General features: G+C 34.8%; 25 protein-coding genes. All 25 read left to right on the forward strand.

The genetic code is table 11. From position 1 onward, the window contains the following. Positions 1 to 71: 71 nt before the first annotated feature. The 25 genes from ABE34_RS00980 to pseC all read left to right on the forward strand — a co-directional run bounded on the left by ABE34_RS00980 (position 72) and on the right by pseC (position 22935). On the forward strand, positions 72 to 485 hold the full coding sequence (locus ABE34_RS00980) for a TIGR03826 family flagellar region protein (protein WP_197139767.1): 414 nt from the start codon (positions 72 to 74) through the stop codon (positions 483 to 485). 301 nt (positions 486 to 786) lie between these two features. Then, complete coding sequence (flgM, locus tag ABE34_RS00985; protein ID WP_079559477.1) at positions 787 to 1047, forward strand: flagellar biosynthesis anti-sigma factor FlgM; 261 nt, start codon at positions 787 to 789, stop codon at positions 1045 to 1047. Between the two features lie 27 nt (positions 1048 to 1074). Then, a complete protein-coding gene (locus ABE34_RS00990) occupies positions 1075 to 1575 on the forward strand; it encodes a flagellar protein FlgN (protein WP_197139768.1) in 501 nt (166 codons plus the stop codon). Between the two features lie 66 nt (positions 1576 to 1641). Continuing rightward, positions 1642 to 3204, forward strand: coding sequence for a flagellar hook-associated protein FlgK (gene flgK, locus ABE34_RS00995; protein WP_197139770.1), 1563 nt, complete (start codon positions 1642 to 1644; stop codon positions 3202 to 3204). A 37-nt stretch (positions 3205 to 3241) separates the two neighbouring features. Beyond that, positions 3242 to 4159 carry a flagellar hook-associated protein FlgL gene (gene flgL, locus ABE34_RS01000; protein ID WP_197139771.1) on the forward strand — a complete coding sequence of 306 codons (918 nt, stop codon included), beginning with the start codon at positions 3242 to 3244 and terminating at the stop codon, positions 4157 to 4159. 105 nt (positions 4160 to 4264) lie between these two features. Then, positions 4265 to 4828 (forward strand): DUF6470 family protein, encoded by a 564-nt coding sequence (locus ABE34_RS01005; RefSeq protein ID WP_197139772.1) that lies wholly within the window; start codon positions 4265 to 4267, stop codon positions 4826 to 4828. A gap of 16 nt (positions 4829 to 4844) precedes the next feature. Continuing rightward, complete coding sequence (gene fliW / locus ABE34_RS01010; RefSeq protein ID WP_197139773.1) at positions 4845 to 5288, forward strand: flagellar assembly protein FliW; 444 nt, start codon at positions 4845 to 4847, stop codon at positions 5286 to 5288. Further along, entirely contained in the window at positions 5288 to 5506 is a 219-nt protein-coding gene (gene csrA, locus ABE34_RS01015) for a carbon storage regulator CsrA (RefSeq protein WP_197139774.1), read from the forward strand. The genes fliW and csrA overlap by 1 nt, the downstream gene beginning before the upstream one ends. Positions 5507 to 5706: 200 nt before the next feature. Next, positions 5707 to 6549 carry a flagellin Hag gene (gene hag / locus ABE34_RS01020; RefSeq protein WP_197139778.1) on the forward strand — a complete coding sequence of 281 codons (843 nt, stop codon included), beginning with the start codon at positions 5707 to 5709 and terminating at the stop codon, positions 6547 to 6549. Between the two features lie 100 nt (positions 6550 to 6649). After that, positions 6650 to 6994 carry a hypothetical protein gene (locus ABE34_RS01025; RefSeq protein ID WP_197139779.1) on the forward strand — a complete coding sequence of 115 codons (345 nt, stop codon included), beginning with the start codon at positions 6650 to 6652 and terminating at the stop codon, positions 6992 to 6994. 97 nt (positions 6995 to 7091) lie between these two features. After that, the gene (gene pseB, locus ABE34_RS01030) at positions 7092 to 8063 is read left to right on the forward strand and encodes a UDP-N-acetylglucosamine 4,6-dehydratase (inverting) (RefSeq protein ID WP_197139780.1); all 972 of its coding nucleotides are present in this window, start codon (positions 7092 to 7094) and stop codon (positions 8061 to 8063) included. Between the two features lie 175 nt (positions 8064 to 8238). Beyond that, complete coding sequence (locus ABE34_RS01035; protein ID WP_197139781.1) at positions 8239 to 11010, forward strand: motility associated factor glycosyltransferase family protein; 2772 nt, start codon at positions 8239 to 8241, stop codon at positions 11008 to 11010. 4 nt (positions 11011 to 11014) lie between these two features. Next, the gene (locus tag ABE34_RS01040) at positions 11015 to 12025 is read left to right on the forward strand and encodes a TylF/MycF/NovP-related O-methyltransferase (RefSeq protein WP_197139782.1); all 1011 of its coding nucleotides are present in this window, start codon (positions 11015 to 11017) and stop codon (positions 12023 to 12025) included. 58 nt (positions 12026 to 12083) lie between these two features. Then, entirely contained in the window at positions 12084 to 13484 is a 1401-nt protein-coding gene (locus tag ABE34_RS01045) for a CDP-glycerol glycerophosphotransferase family protein (RefSeq protein ID WP_197139783.1), read from the forward strand. After that, positions 13480 to 13896 carry a glycerol-3-phosphate cytidylyltransferase gene (gene tagD, locus ABE34_RS01050; RefSeq protein ID WP_197139950.1) on the forward strand — a complete coding sequence of 139 codons (417 nt, stop codon included), beginning with the start codon at positions 13480 to 13482 and terminating at the stop codon, positions 13894 to 13896. The genes ABE34_RS01045 and tagD overlap by 5 nt, the downstream gene beginning before the upstream one ends. Then, positions 13889 to 15004, forward strand: a complete 1116-nt coding sequence (locus ABE34_RS01055) for a CDP-glycerol glycerophosphotransferase family protein (RefSeq protein WP_197139785.1) — start codon at positions 13889 to 13891, stop codon at positions 15002 to 15004. The genes tagD and ABE34_RS01055 overlap by 8 nt, the downstream gene beginning before the upstream one ends. Positions 15005 to 15028: 24 nt before the next feature. Next, complete coding sequence (gene ispD, locus ABE34_RS01060; RefSeq protein WP_197139787.1) at positions 15029 to 15739, forward strand: 2-C-methyl-D-erythritol 4-phosphate cytidylyltransferase; 711 nt, start codon at positions 15029 to 15031, stop codon at positions 15737 to 15739. A gap of 2 nt (positions 15740 to 15741) precedes the next feature. Next, positions 15742 to 16779 carry an alcohol dehydrogenase catalytic domain-containing protein gene (locus ABE34_RS01065; protein WP_197139789.1) on the forward strand — a complete coding sequence of 346 codons (1038 nt, stop codon included), beginning with the start codon at positions 15742 to 15744 and terminating at the stop codon, positions 16777 to 16779. Between the two features lie 12 nt (positions 16780 to 16791). Next, on the forward strand, positions 16792 to 17439 hold the full coding sequence (locus tag ABE34_RS01070) for a CDP-alcohol phosphatidyltransferase family protein (protein ID WP_197139791.1): 648 nt from the start codon (positions 16792 to 16794) through the stop codon (positions 17437 to 17439). Next, positions 17436 to 18374, forward strand: coding sequence for an ATP-grasp domain-containing protein (locus tag ABE34_RS01075; RefSeq protein ID WP_197229844.1), 939 nt, complete (start codon positions 17436 to 17438; stop codon positions 18372 to 18374). Before ABE34_RS01070 ends, ABE34_RS01075 begins: the two co-directional genes overlap by 4 nt. Further along, the gene (locus ABE34_RS01080; RefSeq protein WP_197139795.1) at positions 18371 to 19069 is read left to right on the forward strand and encodes an HAD family hydrolase; all 699 of its coding nucleotides are present in this window, start codon (positions 18371 to 18373) and stop codon (positions 19067 to 19069) included. Before ABE34_RS01075 ends, ABE34_RS01080 begins: the two co-directional genes overlap by 4 nt. Further along, positions 19069 to 19791 (forward strand): cytidylyltransferase domain-containing protein, encoded by a 723-nt coding sequence (locus ABE34_RS01085; protein WP_197139797.1) that lies wholly within the window; start codon positions 19069 to 19071, stop codon positions 19789 to 19791. The genes ABE34_RS01080 and ABE34_RS01085 overlap by 1 nt, the downstream gene beginning before the upstream one ends. After that, positions 19791 to 20762: a UDP-2,4-diacetamido-2,4,6-trideoxy-beta-L-altropyranose hydrolase gene (gene pseG / locus ABE34_RS01090; protein WP_197139799.1), complete on the forward strand. Its 972-nt coding sequence runs from the start codon at positions 19791 to 19793 to the stop codon at positions 20760 to 20762. Before ABE34_RS01085 ends, pseG begins: the two co-directional genes overlap by 1 nt. Further along, positions 20759 to 21805, forward strand: a complete 1047-nt coding sequence (gene pseI / locus ABE34_RS01095) for a pseudaminic acid synthase (protein ID WP_197139801.1) — start codon at positions 20759 to 20761, stop codon at positions 21803 to 21805. The genes pseG and pseI overlap by 4 nt, the downstream gene beginning before the upstream one ends. Beyond that, positions 21802 to 22935, forward strand: coding sequence for a UDP-4-amino-4,6-dideoxy-N-acetyl-beta-L-altrosamine transaminase (gene pseC, locus ABE34_RS01100; RefSeq protein ID WP_197139802.1), 1134 nt, complete (start codon positions 21802 to 21804; stop codon positions 22933 to 22935). Before pseI ends, pseC begins: the two co-directional genes overlap by 4 nt. The last annotated feature ends 328 nt before the right edge of the window (positions 22936 to 23263 follow it).

Raw genomic sequence — 23263 nt, forward strand, 5'->3', positions numbered from 1 at the left:
AATGCGTTGTGTATAATAGATTACGAGTATATAAGATTCGTATTGTTATTATGCAAGAGGAGGAAGAATAGATGGCAGAGGTTCGCAATTGTCCGAAATGTAATGAGTTTTTTAATTATATAGGGGTCAGAGAAGTATGTCATAAATGCGCTCAATCAGAAGAAGAATTATATCAAATCGTTTATCGCTTTTTACGTAAACGTGAAAACCGTGCGGCGACAGTAGAGCGTATTGTTGAAGCAACAGGAGCTGAAGAGGAGCTATTGTATAAATGGGTACGCAAGGGACGTTTACAACCTGCGATGTTCCCAAATCTTGGCTATCCATGTGATAACTGCGGTCACCTAACGACAACAGGCAAGCTTTGTACAAAATGTCAGGATGAATTGAAGGCGGATTTACGTACATTTGAAGCAGCGAAGGAGTTCCGTGACAGTGTGGCAGATCGTGATCGTGTAACTTATCACGCAGATCGAAAACGTTAACTTCTTTCAGTGAGTGTCCAAACACCCTCTGAAATAAAGGAACTCAGGCTAAGAACTTCACATCCTGTGAAAACGCCTGGAATCGGCTTTGTGCGTAATCCAGGTCAGTTAGCAGTTATCGCCTGGAAGCGATGATTTTAGCCTAACATCTTATATCGCAATTATACCGAGGCATAATTGATAGGTCTAAAGTGTGTTAATTTTAAACAAAATTAGCACACTTTTTTCTATTTGAAAACTTAACATTATGTGAGACAATCCGAAATAATAGTAAGATAAGCTTTTAGACAGGGGGGATTACATGAAAATCACATCATATGGTATTAATGCAGTGAACGCCTATAACAATCAGGTGCGCAATGTAAAATCAAGCACTAACAAGGCATCCTTCACAGATAAAATTGAAATTTCAAAGACTGCACAGGAGATGCAAGGGATTTCAACATATAACACAGAGCGTGCAGACCGCGTAAAACAATTAAAAGAAGATATCGCTTCTGGAGAATACAAAGTGGACGCTCGTAAAGTGGCAGAAGATATGCTGAAATATTATCGTTTCTAAGGAATATCAGAAAGGGTGCTTCGCAATATGTCTGTAGAAACGATCTGTTCTACATTAACAAAACTAGAAAAAATGCATAAAAGCTTACTTGAACTAGCCATTAAAAAAACTGAAATCATTACGGCTGGCGATATCGAAGCACTGGACCAAATGCTCAAGGATGAGCAGGCACATGTAGCAGCCATCGATAAGCTCGAGCAACAGCGTCAGAAACAGGTAACGGATTACCTTGGGGCAAAAGGATTTGCTTCAACTGACAAAGCAACTGTCGCTGATGTCATCGAGGTTGCTGAACAGCAGACTGAAAAAGACATGCTCTCAGCTGTTCGCAATCGATTATTGCAAATTATCAACGACTTAAAAAAACAAAACGATTTAAATCAAAAACTCGTGTTCCAATCACTACAATTTGTCAATCTGACAATGGGTTCCTTACGACCTCAGAACGAGCAAATGAACTACTCTGGTAATGAGATACGCGGAACAAATAAGGTTGCTAAAAAATCATTTTTTGATTCTCAAGCATAGTTTCTTGCGCCCATGCAAGAAACATTTGCTTGGAATTATAAATGTTCATAAAAAGGAGGAAAAAGAATGCGCTCAACATTTATGGGCTTAGAAGCAAGTAAACGCGGTTTATTTACACAACAAACAGCTCTATATACAACAGGACATAATATTTCCAATGCAAATACATTAGGTTACTCTCGCCAACGAGTAAATATGCAAGCGACGCAAGGTTTCCCACAAGCAGGTTTAAATCAACCTAACTATCCAGGGCATCTAGGAACTGGGGTTGAAGCGGGTTCGATTCAACGTATGCGTGATGAATTCGTTGATCGTCAATTCCGTCAAGAAACAAACAAGCTAGGCTATTGGGAATCACGTTCAAATGCGATTTCTCAAATGGAAGATATAATGGACGAACCGTCTCTATATGGTTTAAACGCAGCATTAGAACAGTTCTGGAAAGGGCTTCAAGATGTCAGTACAAACCCAGAAAATATGGCCTCTCGTAAAGTAGCCATGCAACGTGCGGATCACCTAGCTGAATCATTTAGATATATGGACAAGCAGCTAAAAACTATTCAAGGTAACATAGGAAATGAAATTAACGTAGCGACAAATCGTATCAACTCACTCCTAAAACAAATTGCTGCCATCAATAAACAAGTGCAGGAAGTAGAACCGAATGGACATGTACCGAACGACTTATACGATGCACGTGATGTTTTAATCGATGAATTAAATAATTACATACCTGTATCCATTAAACGTGTCCCATCAGGCGGAAATGCTAGTGCTGTGGCTGAAGGAAGCCTTACAGTTGTAATCAAACCATTTGGTACAGATAAAGAGATTGAGCTAGTGAATGGTAGAGACTTTGCTACTATCGAAGTAAATGGCACTGTCGGTTCAAAGCAAATTGATGGCAACGACTTGTCTAGTGTGTTCTCATCTATTCAAGTAAATGGACTTGGTGGCACAACAGAATCAATTTCATATGACCAGTTGGAACCAGGTAAAGGGAAACTGTTATCCCTTATTGATTCGTACGGATATGCTGAGAAGGATATTAATGGTAACGTCATTGGTACAAAAGGCTATTATATTGAAACATTAGCAGACCTTAATAAATTGGCAGCTAATTTTGCTGAAGCCTTCAATAAAATGCATCAGCAAGGCTATGATTTATCAGGTGTTCAAAATAAAGATGATTTCTTTACTGGGGAAAACGGAGTAATAACTGCAGGCAATATTAAGGTAAATGATGTTTTTATGGATGATCCTTCTAAATTAGCTGCATCTGATGCAGCTAATGAAGAGGGGAATGGTAAATTTGCACTTGAACTTGCTAATCTTCAATCAAAAACCCAAACTGGTTTAGATGGTGCGACATTTAACTCTTTCTATCAAGGAATGATTGGGAAACTAGGAACTGATGGTGAAGAAGCTTATCGCTTAAACATGACTTCTGAAAAATTATTAGTAACACTTTCTGGTAATCGTGCATCAGCAAGTTCAGTATCCCTTGATGAGGAAATGACAAATATGATTACGTTCCAACAAGCATATAATGCCAACGCACGTATGATTACAGTTGTCGATGAAACATTAGACAAAATCATAAACGGCATGGGCCGTGTAGGACTATAGAAAATACTCTAGATTGATAGAAAGGGGCTTTTAAAAAATGCGCGTAACACAATCCATGTTATCGAATAACATGCTTTTAAACTTAAATAACAGCTACAGTAAAATGTCTAAGCTACAAAATCAAATCACTTCAGGTTCTAAAATTACTCGCCCTTCTGACGATCCTGTAATAGCGGTAAAAGGAATGGGCTATCGCCGTGACTTAGGTCAAGTTGAACAATATACACGTAATATGAATGAGGTTAATAACTGGATCGACACAACAGACGAATCGCTCAACCAAGTTGGTGAGCAGATGAAGCGTGTGCGTGAGCTAGTGATTCAAGCGGCCAATGATACGAATACACCAGATGAACGTGCGAAAATTAAATCTGAAATTGATCAAATTCGTCAGCAAATTCAAGATGTAGGAAACACAAAGATTGCCGATCGTTATATTTTCAGCGGAACACGTACTACTCAGCCATTGTTTGAAAATGGTGCAATTGATCCAACAAAAGTAAACTCAGAAGATGTAGTTATTGAAGTTTATGATGGCATTCAGATGAAAGTGAATACACCTGGTGCTGAACTATTTAAAAATGTTGATGACATGATGGGGAAAATTTCAGACCTTTTAGATCCTAATCGTGCTGGTGGACCAGCGACTGGTGAAGAAATCGGTAATGCGCTTGGAGGAGTAGCGGAACAAAGCAAAGGCGATGATATTACAGCTATGCATAATAAAATTCTCGAGGCTCAGGCTGATATCGGGGCACGTCAAAATCGTGTGGAGTTAATGGAGAATCGCCTTGCTATCCGTGAAGTAAGTGTAACAAAGCAGTTTTCTGATAATGAAGATGTTGATTATGCGAAGGCTATTACTGAGATGGTTACTAGTGAATCGATTCATCAAGCTGCACTTTCTGTTGGTGCGAAAATTATTCAACAAACATTAGTAGATTTTATTAGATAAAATAGTTTTGCCTATTTAAATTTCGACAATAGATCTTAACGAATAAGATTAAAAGAAGCGTTTGGACAATTTGTTCAGGCGCTTTTTTTGAAAGGAGAGGCATATATGAGACTTCCACAAATCCAAATTCATACAACAGATGCAAAAATAGACCTTAATATTTCTAAACCACAACAAAATATTAAACAACCTAAAGCAACTCAGCATATTGAACAGCCGGCCGCTATTTTAGAAGTTCATACGACTAAAGGCGTTTTAAAAATAGACTCCTCTCAGGCTAGACGGGATTTAGGGATGATAGGTCCGTTGGAATCAAATTCCAACTATGCAGAAAAAGGAAAGCAAGAGGCTCTTAAAGGGATGGCACGTAGAGCGAGTGAGGGACGTCAAATGATGGACAACGCTGGTAAAGGTCAAGGCCGTGCAACTATCCAAAATATCGCGAAACAAAATCATGGACCACACCGGACGCCATTTAATATTAAATTTGTCCCATCTATAGGTTCTGTGAAAATTGACTACACACAAGGCACAACAGATGTCAATATTCAGCGTAGAGAGCCAATAATTGACGCAAAAATGAACAAACCAATACACGAATACACACCAGGAAAAGTAACTGGTACAATGGTACAAAGACCAGATGTTGACATCAATGTCGTCATTTAAAGGAGCGTATAAAAGAATGAAAATTGCTACTAAATTTTTAGGTGAAGTCGAAATTGAGGAACAGGACATCATAACGTTTGAACACGGATTACTCGGATTAGAGAGTGAAAAAAAATTCGTATTATTACCTATAGATGCAGATCTTCCTTTAGCGATACTGCAATCTATTGATAATACGGAAATTGGTTTTGTAGTTGCCTATCCATTCGCCTTCAAAAAAGATTACAGTTTTGATATAAGCGAAGATGATCGTAACCAGCTACAAATTGAGAAGGAAGAAAGCGTACTTACATACGCTATAGTAACAATGAAAGAAACATTCAAAGAATCAACGATTAATTTGCTGGCGCCTATAATCGTTAACATGGATAAAAAATGTGGCAAACAAATTGTCCTGCAAGATAATAAATCCTATCCATTACGCTACCCAATGCAAACATTGGAAGGAAGTGCAAAATAATGCTAGTGCTTTCACGTAAAAAAGATGAATCTATTATGATAGGTGACCAAATAGAAATAAAAATATTAGCAGTGGATGGAGAACAAATAAAAATTGGCATTGTTGCACCAAAAACAGTAAAAGTACATCGCTCCGAAGTATTTGAGGCCATCCAAGCACAGAATAAGGAAGCTTTATCAGTATCATCAAGCTTCTTAGAACAGCTTAAACAAAAATAAAGAATATATACTTTAGCGGTAATTTAAGACTAGTAAACTATTACATAAAAAAATTAAAAAAATTTAAAAAAACTATTAAACATTTCCAACTAAATACGATATATAGAATGTAAGGGGCAGGAAGTACATACATACTACCTAATCCGAAATTCCACACGGATGTGGAATAACAAAACAAACATTCAAGGAGGAATTCCAAAATGAGAATTCAACACAACATTTCAGCTTTAAACACACACCGTAACCTTACTTTCAACAACACTCAAGCTTCTAAAAACCTTGAGAAATTATCTTCAGGTTACAAAATCAACCGTGCTGGCGATGACGCTGCTGGTTTAGCAATCTCTGAAAAAATGCGTGGACAAATCCGTGGTCTTGATATGGCTACTAAAAACGCTCAAGACTCAATCTCTTTAATCCAAACTGCTGAGGGTGCTCTTAACGAAACTCACTCAATTCTACAACGTATGCGTGAATTATCAGTTCAATCTGCAAATGATACTAACACTGCAGATGATCGTTCAAAATTACAAGCAGAAGTAGATCAATTAGCAAAAGAAATTAACCGTATCTCTAATACTACAGAATTCAATACAAAGAGTCTGTTAAACGGTGACTTAGAGACTGATGGAGCAAAATTCCACATCGGTGCTAACTCAGGTCAAAACATGACACTTAATATTGGGAAAAATGATGCTGCAACTTTACTAGTTGGTGATAAGGATGATGAAACATCTAAAGGTATTAAAATTGATACTCAAGTAGATGCAGATAAAGCAATTAAAGTAATTGATAATGCAATTAACACTGTATCTGCAACTCGTTCAAACTTAGGTGCTGTACAAAACCGTTTAGAGCACACAATCAATAACTTAGGTGCATCTTCAGAAAACTTAACAGCTGCTGAGTCTCGTATCCGTGATACAGATATGGCTAAAGAGATGATGGGCTTCACTAAAAACAACATCTTAATGCAAGCTGCTCAATCTATGTTAGCTCAAGCTAACCAACAACCTCAAGGCGTTCTTCAATTATTACAATAATAAAAAAATAAATAAGGTTCTCTCTAATTTAGAGAGAACCTTATTTATTTTTTTAAAACTCTGCCGATATAACGTATAGTACATAAAAGGAGAGACGTTTATGATGGAGCAAGTGCAAGGAGTAATCGATAGCTATAATTTATATATAGAAAATATAACAACGGGTGTACAATATATCGCAACTCAATTACGTTTAGATGGTACAGAGGAAATGTTTGTCGCGATTAAGGATTTTTCAGAAGGAGTAATTTGGTTATCACAAGTAACTGAATTATTAAAACCATACGACATTGACACACAATTAGATATAACAAAGATTGAAGAGTTTTTAATTGAGATTAATAAAGGACTAGAAATAAAAGACTATATAATCGTTGCAGATATGTTCGAATATGAAATCGCACCTTTTTTTGAGGAGCTACCAATTATTAAACTACAACAGTAATGTACAGCCAGCTATGCTATATAGCTGGCTTTTAGATAGAGACTGGCAAAAGCAACCAATTTTAATATAAAAAGTTAAATAGATTGAGGAGTACAACATGAATATACTGAAAGATAAAGTTGTTTTAATAACAGGTGGTACTGGTTCATTTGGAGAAAAATTTACAATTAAAGCATTAGAGCTTGGTGTAAAGAAGATAATTATTTTTAGTCGTGATGAACTAAAACAGTATGAGATGAAGCAGAAATTTAAAGATAATCGCCTACGTTTCTTTATTGGAGATGTACGTGATGTTCAGCGTTTAGAGCGTGCATTTGATGGTGTAGACATTGTCGTCCATGCAGCGGCGATGAAACATGTAGACGCTTGTGAATACAATCCGTTTGAAGCGATAAAGACTAATATTCACGGTGCACAAAATATTGTAGAAGCTGCTATTAATCAAGGTGTAGAAAAAGTGATTGCACTTAGTACAGATAAGGCTTGTAGCCCTGTTAATTTATATGGTGCAACAAAGCTTGCTTCAGATAAATTGTTTGTAGCTGCAAATTCGTATGTAGGTGATAAAAAGACGCGTTTTTCCGTTGTGCGTTATGGCAATGTGGTTGGCAGTCGGGGGAGTGTGGTGCCATTCTTTAAAAGAATTCGGAGCACAGGCATTGTACCTATTACTGACGAGCGTATGACACGCTTTTGGATAACATTGGATCAAGGTGTACAGTTTGTAGTAGATAGCTTAGAGCGGATGCACGGAGGAGAAATTTTTGTACCAAAAATTCCAAGTATGAATATTATGGACCTCGCTAAAGCTATTGCACCTGATTGCAAGTATGAGATTGTAGGTATTCGCCCAGGTGAAAAGTTGCATGAGGGAATGATTACGGAGGATGATGCACGTCATACACGTGAGTTTGACGAGTATTATGTCATACAGCCTGAGTTTTCTTGGTGGTCAAATAAATATCGAAATGAAGGTACCACATTACCGGAGGGCTTTGTTTATACAAGCAATCAAAATCAAGATTGGTTAACTATTGAACAGTTAAGACAGTTGGTAGAGGATTTGTAATCAACAAAAGCATAGATTTAATTAAATATATTTTATACAACTAAATATATAGACAGTCGCTATTGTAATTTATATGCAGTAGTAAAAGGTTAAAACGCTATTTCTGACTGCAGAAAAAATTCGTGTTAATGGAGATAATAGGTGGAATTTTTCGTAATAAGAAAGGTGAATATATATGGTATCTCAAGTGACAATAGTAGAAGGAAAAAAGGGTCATCCTACTATCCAAGTTGAAATAGATGGAAATATTCAATTAATTCATAGTAAGTATGATCCAATTCGTGAAGCAAATCTACTTTTAGACCATTCACTAGAGCAAATTGAGGAGACTGAGCATATTTTCTTTTACGGGATAGGTTTAGGTTATCATGTAATACAATTTGCAGAACGATTTCCGGAAAAGCTTATTTCGATATACGAGCCAAATGCTCAAGTGAACGCACTTAGAAATAAATATGCTGTAGAAACAAAATTTAGTACTCTACCCATAAGAGCTGAAATTGTTGAAACGGATAAAGAAATAGGTAGACAAGCATTGCAAACGTTTGCAAATGAATTAACCCATAAAGTAACACTAATAATTCATCCTGTCTATGAGCGATTATTTCCTAAAGAAACGCAACAATTTGTCAAAGATTTTAAAGAATTTGTAGTTGAAAGAAAGTTAAATATAGACACTGGTATAGTTTTTGGTTTCCGATGGACGAGCAATGCAATTATGAATCTAATAGATACATTACAAACACCAAACTTTATTTTAGATTATAATGAAGAATTTCGAGATAAACCTGTGGTATTAGTAGCAGCAGGGCCATCATTAAGTGAAGAAATTGAGAATTTAAAAAAAATCAAGGAAAAGGGTCTTGCCTATATATTTGCAGTAGGTTCTGCTAATAAAGAGCTGATTGTAAAAAATATTAAGCCAGATGCCGTGTTTTCTTATGATCCGCAACAACATAATTTCCGTGTATTTGAGCAGATTTTGGAAGGGGAATATGAAGATATTCCACTTGTCTATGGTACAAGTGTTGGGAACGAGACGGTTAGCTATTGGCCTGGCCCCAAAATGCATTTCGTAACTAGTCAAGATAAGCTCACTCAAAGTTTTACTACACGTAAATTACCTGTAGTGAATGATGCCTATTCAGTGGCCATTGTAACTATGCAAATTTTATTTGAAATGAACGTAAGTGAAATCGTTCTTGTTGGTCAGAATTTCGCATTTAAAAATGACTTATTTTATGCTGATAGTATCGTCCGCTTTGATACAAAAAAGGGCAGAAAGACAGATGCAACAATTCAAGACAGAGATATAGAAAATGCTTTTTACGTTGAAGCTGCTGATGGTGGGCAAGTACAGACAAACGATAACTTTAACCGAATGCGTTTATCAATGGAAAATTATCTTGAACAGGTAAATTACATTCCAGTGATTAACACTACTAAGGGTGGAGCTAAAATAGAGGGAACAGAGTTTAAAACACTTGATGTAGTGATAGCAGGTTGGACGGAACGAGTTGTACAGCCAAATTGGTATGAAAAAAAAGTTAATCAACAAGAAGATATTAAGCAAACTGAACAGCTAAGGCATCTTGCAAGAGAATTAAACAATTTCCCAAAGCAACTACAAGATGCTCTTGATTATTTCATGACGCTAGAACAAAGAAATTATAAAACGGAGCGTCAAGTTCAACTTGAGTTGGATAAAATTGACAAGGTGATGAAACAACTACTAGAAGCAGAGTTATTCACAAAATTAATTTGCAATCGCCTAACAGATGATTTTAAGAAAGTTCAAGTTGAAACTAATGTTATTCAATTAATGAATAACTCTAAAGAAAAGGTACTTCGTATACAAAAGCTGTTTACTATATTTTTGGACAAAATACGTCATGTAATGAACGAGTTAGGTCCGTTATTAGAAACGTATATTATTAATCCGTTAAATAATGATTTTGATGTTTATGTTGCGGCAAGTGGGTTTGTTCAATATGAAGGAACATGGGAGAAGTACTTCTATCCACAAGATATCATTCCAGAAAATCTGTCAGATGAAGGACGTAAAGCATGGCAACAACTTTTTAAACAGATTGGTCGTGTTGTTCCACCTACAACATCTATACGAACAAGTGAAAAAGGAGCTAAAGCGACATTTGAACTGACAAATGGGACATTTCAATTATACGGTCGTAACTTAAGTAGCCATGCAATTAATCTTCGCATTACCGTTGGTGAACGAACGAAACAAGTTGTGTTGAAAAAAGAAAACGTTATTAATGAAAACTATCAAAGCCCAGTTTGTTTCTTTACTTATAAACAATTAATTGGGGAAGAACGTATACCTGTTACCATCGAAGTGATGGATAATGGAAGCTTCCAATTCGATAGTGTCCATATCTCAAAAGGTGCCCGAGTCTGGCACGTAAATGAAGTTGCTGACATTGAAGAGTTAGAAGTAGGAAAGAAAATTCGTTGTCATTATAAAACTAACTATAATAGAGTAGGTAATTATAAGAATTTTGTAGAAAGTTCGGGGAGAGAATTTATTCCACTAGAATCTAAGGTGAACTCAGACGGGGACTTCTATTATATTGCTGTAGCGAATCAATCTAAAAAACTTACACTGATAGCGGACAGGAATATTCAAGTGTATATTTCTTATGAAAAATTGATTGAATGTGAGAATGATTTATTAACAGGGCATGATACTTTTGAAGCTGAAGAGTTTAGTGATTGGGATAAATATATTATAAATGATTTTCATTGGAATAATTTAAATGTAAACTCATGGACAAAAAGTGTACCTGTATTACAAGGCGTCAAAACAAACAATAATTATAGAATTGCTCGTGGAAGGTATTCAAACTCGTATAGTACTTATGCTGATATTAATAAAAAATTTCTGAAATGTGGATTTCGACCTAAAATTTGTATTGTGAAGGAGTAGTTATATGAAAAAAGTTATGATTTATGGAAAAGGGGCTGAATCAAGCTCACTTTTTGAAAAATTAAGTTCGGAAATAGATTTTAAGGGTTTTATTATTAGTGATTCGCAATCCTCTGATGAAAAGCGCAATACATTTAAAGTTGATCAGATAGATTCAAAATGTATAGATTATGTAATTATATCTAGTATTACTTACGAGCAAGAGATGCGACAAAGCTTATTAAATATTAACTTTCGTGAAGATCAGATTTTGACCCCTTTAAAATTTCATGGTAAGTACAATAAGGTAGTGTACAAAGAACAAATTACTACTAAAGCGAAATACGCAAATGTTTTTAATGATGCATATGTCGAAAATATATTTTCTGAAGGTGTTCCGGTTTCTGTACATTCCCATATCCAGGAAGATCGAAAAGTTTGTTTATCGAAATACAATGACTATAATCTAAAAGGAATAGACTATGTGAGAGTATCGACATTTGAATTATTAAGCAGAGAAATACAAGATAAAAAAATCCCTGGTGCCGTTGCCGAGTTGGGTGTATATCGTGGTAATATTTCTGTTCTTTTAAAAGATTTGTTTGAAAATCGGAAAATTTATCTATTTGATACATTTGAGGGTTTTCATGAGAATGACGTTTCTATTGAAAATGATAAACAGTTTGCGACTACTCGTGTAGGGCAATTTAATACAACAAGCTTAGAGTTAGTTAAGAGAAAAATGAAAAATCATTTAGATCTAGAAATTTGTAAAGGATATTTTCCAAAATCGGCAATAGATATTAAAGATACATTTGCTTTTGTAAGTATTGATGTGGATTTATATCAGCCAACTTATGAAGGATTGAAGTTCTTTTATGAAAGATTGAATAAGGGCGGATATATAGTTATTCATGATTATAATTTTAAAAGATATGCCGGGGTAAAAGCAGCTGTCAGGGAGTTTTGTGAAGAGTCCGCAATTCCATATATACCAATGAGCGATTATTTTGGGAGTGTTGTTATAGGTAAGTGAAAAATCTAGGCAATTTGTGTTCAAACAATTAATTAACTACTTTAGGAGTGGTTGGATTTTGAAGAAAGATAATGTTTATTTATTTGGAGCATCACAAAAAGGATTAGAAGCTTATAATCAATTACATCAGGAATATAATATCGATGGATTTATTGATAATGATTCTAAAAAGGTGAATCAATATTTACTGGGTATTCCGATATATAGTTTAGAAGAGTTGGTTAAAAAACAAGAATATAATGATATTCATATAATTATCTCTAGTATGTATGATGTGGACATTGTACATCAACTTCTTAACAATAATATTATGAATTTTAGTGTATATCATAACAATCAAATAAAAAATCTGAATTTCGAGAGTTACCTTGAAAATGAAGGAGAGTTAGACGTAGTATTATTTTACTTCAATTATTCTGGTTCAAATACAGTGTCTTTATATAAAAAAGTGCCTGAAAAAATGAAGAAAAAATATAACATCAAGCTTTTAGATATGAATAATAAAGATGAAAGTTATTATTACTCTTTAAAAAACTCTAAGGTTAGAGTATGGACACATAACTACCTAAGTTATAAAGAAAGTTATGGTGTGGATATTCAAACGTGGCATGGATTTCCTTTGAAAAGTTTATATAGTTTAAATAAATCCACTACAACTAAAGAACAAACGTTTCAACAATGGCAAAAGTCTTTATTTGTTCCTTCTTATTCAACATTATATGAACATTTGATGAGTATAGCATATAAAATAAAACATGAATCTTTTGCGAAAACTGGGATGCCACGGAATGATTTTTTATTTAATGATGTTTCTTCTACTAAAATGTTACTTAATAGGGTTTTGAATAAAAATTTAAAGAATAATAAGGTCTTTTTGTATATGCCTACATATAGAAAAAAGAAAAATAGTAAAGTTTTAAATGGTGTAGAAAATGGGTATGACATACTTGAAAATGGCGATTTGTTGGAGTTAGAGGAATTTTTAAAAAAAGAAGACGCGTACTTACTCGTAAAATATCATCCGTTACAAGTAGAAGCTAAAAATAGATTAGAGAATTTTGACCACATATTAAATATAACAGATGAAGTATTAGAGAATCTTGAGATAGAATTGTATGAATTTTTAAGTGAGATTGATGTTTTAATAACTGATTATTCTTCTATTTATTTTGACTATCTATTAATTAATCGACCTATTATTTTTGCACCTATAGATTTAGAAGAATATAGGGAAAATAGAGGGTTATTTTTAGAGCCTTACAGTACATGGGCACCTGGATCAAAAGTTTATTCCATAAATCAGCTAATAGAAGAGTTGAATAAACTGCAACATAAAGAAGATGAATTTAAAGAACGTAGGGAAATTATTAAAGAAATAGTTCATGAGAATTATCAAGGTAATGCTTCAAAAGATATTTGGGATAAAATAGAAGAGGTATTAGAGGTGAAGGATAATTAAAGTAGTTTTAACCTATGGAACTTTCGATTTATTGCACTGGGGACACATAAAGCTATTGAAAAGAGCTAAAGAACTGGGAAATCATTTAATAGTTGCCTTGTCAACAGATGAATTTAATGCGTTAAAGGGGAAATGCTCCTTTTATAATTACGAAGAGAGAAAGTTTATGTTACAAGCAGTTAAATACGTAGACGAAATTATTCCTGAAGAATCATGGGAACAGAAAGAGAAAGATATTTTTAATAAAAATGTGGATATTTTTGTAATGGGTGACGATTGGAAGGGAAAGTTCGATCACTTAAACAAAGTATGTAAGGTAATTTATTTATCACGCACAGAAGGTATATCAACAACCCAAATAAAAAGAAATTTACTATTAGAAAGAAATCAAAGGAAGTTCGAAAATGATTGAAGCTATTTATAATAAGCTAAAATTAGAACTATCAGTTCAAGAAAATAAAGTCACGTTCATCCATTTGCATAGTAATGGTGTTACTGGTAATAATCATGCAATATATGAAGGGTTGAAAGCTTATCCACAATATAAAATTGAGCATATTACTTTAAATGAAGTGAAGCAAGAAATGTATTCTATTAAAGAGAAGAGTCAAACTGATTATAAAATAGCATATTTGCTGGCTACTTCTAAGTATATTATTTTGAATGATTATTATTCCATGTTTTCTAAAATCCAATTACGGCCAGAAACCGAGCTTATTCAAGTTTGGCATGGTGGAGGAGCTTTTAAAAAATTTGGTAAACACTCTTTAAGGAATCAGGCAAATGAAACTGCTTTAATGAATGCATTAAAGGGTCATGCTCAATATTCTAAAGTCATTGTTAGCTGTCCAGAAGTTGTACCTATTTATGCTGATGCTTTAAATTTAGCTCAAGAAAAAGTCCTGCCACTTGGATTACCTAGAGCTGATGTTCTTTACAAAGGAACATATCAGAATAAAGTTAAGAGCGATTTTTATAAACGATTCCCTAACCTAGAAGGTAAAGAAATTATTTTATATGCCCCGACTTATCGTGATCATAATAGAAAACGAGAAAATTTAGGGCTAAATCTTACTAGATTTGGTGACTCTTTGAAAAGTAATCAAGTTTTATTGTTAAAAGCACATCCTTTTGAGAGAGGGAAAATCTTTATTCCTTCGAAATATGAAACATCTATTTTAAATATGAGTGAATTAGAAATCAATGATTTACTAATCTTGTCTAATTGTTTAATAACAGATTACTCATCTGTTATTTTTGAATATGCTATTCTTAATAAACCTATGATTTTTTATACTCCTGATTTAGAATTATATGAAAAACAAATTAGAGGTTTTTATTACCCTTATGAAGAGCTAGTTCCCGGACCTATCGTGTTAAATGAGATAGACCTTCTTAATACAATTCATAATGGAAAGTACGATTTAAGCAAAATAGAAGACTTTGCAAAGCGTTTCAATGGTTATCATGATGGACAAGCCACTAGTAGAGTACTGCAAGAGGTTTTTAATATTACTTAAATCACAAAAGGAAGGTAGAAAGTAATGAATTATGGAATTATATTAGCAAGTGGAATTGGTAGTCGGATGGGAATTGTTGATAAACCTAAGCAGTTTATTGATGTGTATGGAAAACCTATTATTATACATACTTTAGAGGCTTTTGCGAACCACCCAGAGATAGATCGTATTATTATTGTGACGCTAGATGAATGGATTGATGACGTCCGTATATTAATTCGCCGATATGAAATCGATAAGGTGATGGATCTCGTTGTAGGAGGGGATACTCGGCAAGCCTCTGTATATGCAGCCCTTTGCTATTTACAAGGCCAATGCAATGATGATGATATCGTAGTTGTTCATGACGCTGTACGTCCTTTAGTCAGTCAAAGAATTATTAGTTCAAATATTGAGGGAGCAAAGTTGCACGGGGCGGTCGATACAGTTATTCCAAGTGCTGATACAGTTGTCGAAAGTAAAAATACTGAAACGATTTCACAAATTCCAAAGCGAGATTATTTTTATTTAGGACAAACACCTCAGAGCTTTACATATTCTTTGCTAAAAGAATCACACGATTATGCATTAGAGCATCCATATATTGAAACGACAGATGATTGTAAACTTGTTCTCCAGCTAAATCACCCTGTTTATCTTGTAAAGGGTGAAAAACTGAACTTTAAAGTGACGACTTTTGAGGATTTACTATTATTCAAAGCAATTTTAAAACTCGGTAGTATTGAGGTGATATAGTAATGTTAAGTAAGAGCTTTAAAATTATCGAGCCTAAACGTTTTGAAATTTACATTGAAGATATTGTTCCAAAAAAAGGTGAAGCATTAATAAAAATCGATTATGCTTCTATTTGTAAAGCAGATATTCGCTATTATGAAGGAAATCGGGATGAGCGACTTTTAGCTCTTAAATACCCAATGAGCCTTATTCATGAGGCTACTGGAATTGTTTTACGTGATCCAACAGGTCACTATGAAAATGGAACACGTGTTGTATTAGTACCTAATCGTGTTGAGGCTAATGAACCATGTGATTTTTGTGTATGTGATAACCCACAGCTAGGTGAAAATTACTGCCCACAGGCTATTTTCGCATCTAGTAACTCCGATGGCTTTTCCAAAGAGTCACTAGCTTATCCAGTTGATTATTTAGTAAAGATTCCAACGACTTTATCTAGTCGTCATGCGGTTTTTTCTGAGATGATCTCGGTAGTAAGCGCAATTATCCGAAGTACTAAAATGCCTGAGCAAGGCACAGTTGCAGTGTGGGGAGATGGAATTTTAGGATATCTAGTTTGCGCTACATTACGCATACTATACCCACAGTATCGTCTTATTGTTTTTGGAAAGCATGAAGAAAAATTAAAGCAATTTCCTGTAGACGCATACTATCTTACTACAGATTTTGCAAAAGAAAATATTGTATTTGCTTATGAATGTGTCGGTGGAAAAGGATCTGAATCAGCTATCCAGCAAATACTGTCCCAAATACAAGTAGGAGGGACCATTATTTTGTCAGGTGTAACTGAAGATCCCATAGCAATACCGACACGAAAGATATTAGAAAAAGGATTAACAATGAAGGGTGTAACAAGAAGCCGTCGACAGGATTTTCTGAAAGCAATTGAATTACTACAAAATGACGACTTTTTAGCACTAATTGAAGTGTTAATTATTAGCGAATCAAAAATTACTTCTATTGTTGATTTTTATAAAGCATTTGAGCAGGAAATTAATAATCAGGTATTAGGAAAGCATTTAATGCAATTTTACATTTAAGGAGCGAGAACGTTGACCTTTAAACGAGCTGATAGAACGATGCATATTGCAGAGTATATTCATACAACGTATTTCGTTCAACCTATTTTACCTCTATTATCGAAAACTTTTATTACACCTAATATGATTACAATTGGAAATATTATTTATTCATTTCTAATCTATTATTGGGCATATTATAATGAATTCATCTATGTCGCTTTAGGAGTTCAAGTGTATTTATTTTTAGATATATTGGATGGGAATTTAGCACGTTATGCGAAATTGCAAAGTTCGTTTGGAGCATGGTTAGATAATACATACGATAGGATATTTTATACACTTTTATTGTTTTTTATAGGTTTGAATTCCGTCCCTATCATTCTTTTGGTATTAGTACTAATATTAATTAACTTATATGCATGGCTAGCTACTTACTATATCGTACCGAGATTAAGAAAATTAAAACAGGTTCAAAGACGTTCTTTAAAGAAGTGGTTTATCGATAGGGGATTAATTATTGGTATGGATGTAGGTACTGTTATGATTATAATAACGATTTGTCTTTTATTTCAGCAGCCTCTGCTACTTTATATTATATTGTTCGTAGGATTTGTCATAGATATTTTAGCAAGGTTAACGGAGTTATGGTCAAATATGAAGAGAGAGGGATTGCGGTGAAGAAAAAGAATGTCTTTGTTTCGAGTGTTTCTTCAAAAATCCCCCTTCTTTCTTGTTTGAAAGAGTCAATTCCCAATTATGGCTTGATAGGTGGAGATTCTTCAGGGCAAGTTGTTAGTCGCTTTTTTTTAGATTGTTTTTGGGAAATGCCGAGTATGGATCAATTGACATATGAAGTGTTCTTTGAATATTGTCAGGCTAAAGGAATTAAATATATAATCCCGACGCGTGAAGGAGAGCTTCTTTTTTTTGCGAAGTGGCGAGAAAGATTACTAGCAGAAGGGATTCATGTTATGGTGTCATCTGAAGAAGCGATAAGATGCGCTTCAGATAAACTAGTATTTGCAACTTACCTAGAGAAAAGAAAGTATCCTGTTATTCCAACATCCACTTCAGTGGATTCTTTTTCTGAAAATATATTTGTTGTGAAGGAACGATATGGATCAGGCTCCTCTGGTTTGTATTTAAATGTGTCTAGACAAGAAGTTGATAAGGTTGCTCAATATTTACAGTATCCTATTATTCAACCATTTATCCAAGGACGTGAGTATAGTATTGATGTATATGTTACCGCTGATTGTAAAGCGAAAGGTGCGGTTGTACGTGAGCGAGTTGTAGTCGTTAATGGTGAGTCTCAAGTGACATCAACGTTACGAAATGAGCAGCTGGAACAATTAGCAATGGAAGTTGCAGAAACATTACATCTGTATGGGCATATTATGTTCCAAGTTATTGTTGATGAAATGAATCAACCTCATATTGTAGAGTGTAATCCTCGTTTTGGTGGAGCTTCTACGTTAAGTGTACGTGCAGGGTTAGATAGTTTTCGTTGGTTTATTGCTGAAAGTGACGGTGGAAATCTTGATAAATTACCATTTCAACGAGTTGAGAAATCATTAACTCAAGTACGTTTTGCAAAGGATTTGATAATATGAAGTACGTAATTATCTTTGATATGGATGATACGTTATATGAAGAGTTTACATATGTGCAAAGTGGTTTTAGGGCAGTAGCTCAATATTTAAAAGAAACCATTTATATTAATGAGAGCGAAGCATATAGCTTTATGGTTGAACGACTTCTTCAAGATGGAAGAGGTCGTATTTTTAATGAGCTTTTGTTTAAGTATGGATTTGAATCTAGTGAACTCGTTCGACAATGTATAAATGTCTATCGTTATCATGATCCTACTATATCACTACCAATAGAAGTCGTAGTGTTGCTAAAAAAGCTATACCATTATCCTTTGTACATTGTTACAGATGGTTATCCAGCAACGCAAGAAAGAAAAATTAAAGCACTTCAACTATCTTCATATGTAAAAGAAGCTATAACTAGTTACCGAGAAGGTAGTGAATATGGTAAACCCTCTCCTTACTGGTTTAAAAAAATTGCTGAGTGGGAAGGTGTTAAACCACAACAAATTGTTTATATCGGCGATAATGCCAATAAGGACTTTGTTGGCATTAAACCACTTGGTTTTAAAACGGTTCGAGTAAAAACTGGAGAATATCGAAATGTTGTTCCTTCAAGAGCACATGAAGCCGACTATATTATTTCAAATTTGACGGAGCTAGTAGGAACATTATGCAGAATGTGGCCAGAATTTCAATTGAAGGAGGAACTATAATGAAGGTTGTTACAATTATCCAAGCTCGGGTTGGTTCAACACGCTTACCTGGGAAAGTATTAAAGCCACTAGATGACTCAAATGTACTTAGTTATGTTGTAGAACGTTGTCGACGAATTGAAGGTGTTGGTGCGGTTGTTGTTGCTACTTCAGATTTACAACAGGACGATGCAATTGCAAAGTGGTGTGAAGATAAGAGCGTGGCATATTATCGTGGCAGTGAACAAGATGTGCTTGACCGCTATGTTCAAGCTGCTAAGCCTTACCAGCCTGATTATGTAATGCGTGTGACCTCAGATTGCCCATTTGTTGATTACGAGATGGCGAGTGATGTTGTCTCACTAATGGAAAAAGAGCAAAAAGATATAGTGTTAATGGATGGTGAGCTTCCTCGTGGATTAGCGGTTGAATTGATTTCTTATGAAGCATTGCTACATATTCATGAAGTTGGTAAAGAACCTCGACATCGTGAACATGTTACTTATTTTGCATATGAATATGCTGAAAAGTTCAATTCAGTTACATATAAGGTACCGTCAAATCGTTTAGCACCTGAACTACGTATTACATTAGATACTCCAGAGGACTATCAATTGATTTCAGCGGTAGCTAATCATTTTAATGATGCACTAGTGTCTAGTTCAAAGGTTATTAAATATTTAAGAGAAACGCCTGAGGTTGCTACATTAAATGCACATATTGAACAAAAGCCGGTGATTTAATGAAAAAAATAATTATTCGTACAGATGCATCAGTTGAAATTGGTAGTGGTCATGTTATGCGATGTTTAACAATTGCTCGCAATTTAAAAGGAAAAGGCTTTAACGTTCAATTTTGGATGGAACCACTTGCTGGCGATTTAATCAAATATGTTGCACAACAAGGCTATGATATGATTTCGGAGGCTGAACATGCGGATCTTTATATCGTTGATCATTATGAATTGAGTATCGAATGGGAGAAATATATTCGACAGTACACAAGAAAACTAATGGTCATTGATGATTTAGCAAGAAGCCATGATTGTGACCTGTTACTAGATCAAAATGTTGTACCGAATTTTGAGTGTCGTTATGATGGACTTGTCCCGAATAATTGTGTGAAATTACTTGGACCAAAGTATTTAATTATGCGTGAGGAGTTTATTGAGGCTCGTCAGCAAATTCGACAGCATAATGAAAGTATCCAACGCCTTCTTGTGTTTATGGGCGGAACCGATCCGACTAATGAAACGATGAAAATTTTAACTGCACTTAAGGATTTTACATTTGCTCATATAGATGTCGTTGTCGGTAATGGCAATATACAAAAAGAAAAAATTAGGGAATTTTGTCAAGAACGTAGTTACCAGTATCATTGTCAAATTTCTTATATGGCAAAACTGATGCAGCAAGCGGATTTTTGCATAGGTGCTGGTGGTGGGACAATGTGGGAACGTTGTTTTGTCGGGCTCCCATCTTCAAGTACAATTGTTGCTGATAATCAGTACATTTCAACTATCTATGCTGCACAACTTGGAGCAGTAATTAATTTAGGATGGCATGAAGATGTGACTGTAGAAATGTATAGACGTCTGTTAAAAGAATTAGGAAACATAGATACGAAGAAACTAGAAAGCATTGGTCTACAATTAACAACAGTAGCACCGCAGCCAAATGCTTGGTTATCACAAATAATGGAGTTGTTAGCATGATTAAAATTGGAAATAGTGAAATTGGTAATCATACCAAACCCTTTATTATTGCAGAAATGTCTGGCAATCATAATCAATCGTTAGAACGAGCATTGCATTTAGTGGATTTAGCAGCAGAAGCAGGTGTAGACGCGTTAAAGCTCCAAACATATACACCAGATACGATTACATTAGATGTACATACAGGAGAATTTTTTATTCAAGATGAACAAAATCTTTGGAAGGGAAATTCTCTTTATAATTTGTATAAAGAGGCCTATACTCCTTGGGAATGGCATGAGGCAATCTTCAATCGTGCAAAAGAGCATGGCATATTAGCGTTCAGTTCTCCCTTTGACGAAACAGCAGTTGATTTTTTAGAAACATTGAACGTACCTGCGTATAAGATTGCCTCCTTTGAAAATGTGGATATACCATTGATTCAAAAAGTTGCTCGCACGGGTAAACCAATAATTATTTCGACAGGTATGGCGACTGCAGCAGAGCTTGACGAAGCTGTTCGAGCTGCGAGAGAAGAAGGAAATCATCAAATTATACTATTAAAGTGTACAAGTACATACCCTTCTACACCGGAAAATACTAATTTAGCTACAATACCCCATATGCGTGACCTCTTTGGAACTGAGATCGGTTTATCAGATCATACAATGGGAGTCGGTGTCTCTGTTGCTGCAGTAGCTCTTGGTGCAACTGTTATAGAGAAGCACTTCACTACTTCAAGAGCTGATGGTGGTGTAGATTCTGCATTTTCGATGGAACCACATGAGCTTAAAATGCTAGTTGAGGAAACGGAGCGTGCGTGGCAAAGCGTGGGACAAATTCAATATGGTTCTACTGAGGCTGAGAAAGGTTCAGAGAAATTCCGACGCTCTTTATATATTGGAAATAATTTAAAAGCAGGTGATCAATTAACCAAGGAAAATTTACGAAATGTTCGACCTGGCTTAGGTTTACCGTCAAAATACTATGATTTAGTACTTGGAAAGTGCATTAAGCAAGATGTGAAAAAAGGAACACCTTTAAGTTGGGAGTTACTATTATGAAAAAGCGTAGTCAATTCCTTTCCTACGGTTGCCAATCTATAGATGAAGACGATATACAAGTAGTTGTAGAAACATTACGATCTCCCTTTTTAACACAAGGACCTAAAATAAAACAATTTGAGCAGGCGATTGCTGATTATGTCGGTGCTCAATATGCTGTAGCCTTTTGCAATGGAACTGCTGCCCTTCATGCAGCCTGTTATGCTGCTGGCATAGGTGAAGGAGATGAGGTCATTACTTCACCTATTACATTTGCAGCTAGTGCTAATTGTGTACGTTATATGGGAGGAACTGTTGTTTTTGCGGATATAGATGCAAATACATACAATATTGACCCAACAGAGGTAAGAAAAAAGATAACACCTAAAACAAAGGCAATCATCCCCGTTGATTTTACAGGTCAACCTGCAGATATGGATACGATCATGGAGATAGCACATGAACATAACTTAGTTGTTATCGAAGATGGAGCTCATTCGCTTGGTGCTGAATATAAGGGGAAAAAAGTTGGTACACAAGCAGATATGACAATGTTCAGCTTTCATCCAGTCAAACCAATTACCACGGCTGAAGGCGGTATCATCGTAACGAATAATGAAGAGTATTATCGTAGATTGCAATTGTTCCGAAGCCATGGTATAGAACGAACTGAGTATTCAGCAGATCAAGGTGATTGGTATTATGAAATGACGGACCTTGGTTATAATTATCGAATGACGGATTTACAAGCTGCCCTTGGCTTATCTCAAGTGAAAAAAATCGATAAGTTTATCCAAAAACGTCGTGAAATTGCTTTATTTTATACAGAGGCATTTCAAGATATAGATGAAATTGTCACTCCACATCCATTACAGGAAACAAATTCTGGCTGTCATTTGTATATGATACAACTTGAAGGGGTTGCTCGTAAGCAGATTTTCGATCAAATGAGATCTTTAAATATAGGGGTACATGTACATTATGTCCCTGTTTATTGGCATCCATATTACCAACAGTTAGGCTATGAACGAGGATTATGCCCAATTGCTGAAAAATGGTATGAAAAGGCTTTAACACTTCCGATTCATCCTACTATGACAACAGAAGATTTAGCAATTATTGTGTCAAATATTAAAGAATTATTAAAATAATAGTAATTTTTTTATATTTAATAGTAGAGAGGAATATGTAAATTTAATAATTGATTTGAAAGTTGGCATATCGATTATTTTAGGTTTACTTCAATTGATTACTTATCAAGTTGGCCTATTTAATATTATAGATGATGGATCATGGATTTGTGTTCGACTTTCTTGGACAGAACTAAAATGTAAAGTTTATATAGGCGTGAAAAAAAGACAATAAAGCAGACGCAGATAGCTAATATTGAAGAATTTATACGTAAAATAATTAAATAATATTTTTATAAAATTTTTACCTCTTGAATTAATTTCCAGCGAAAATTCAGGAGGCTTTTTT

The organism is Lysinibacillus sphaericus (assembly GCF_015844675.1).
Taxonomy (GTDB): domain Bacteria; phylum Bacillota; class Bacilli; order Bacillales_A; family Planococcaceae; genus Lysinibacillus; species Lysinibacillus sphaericus_E.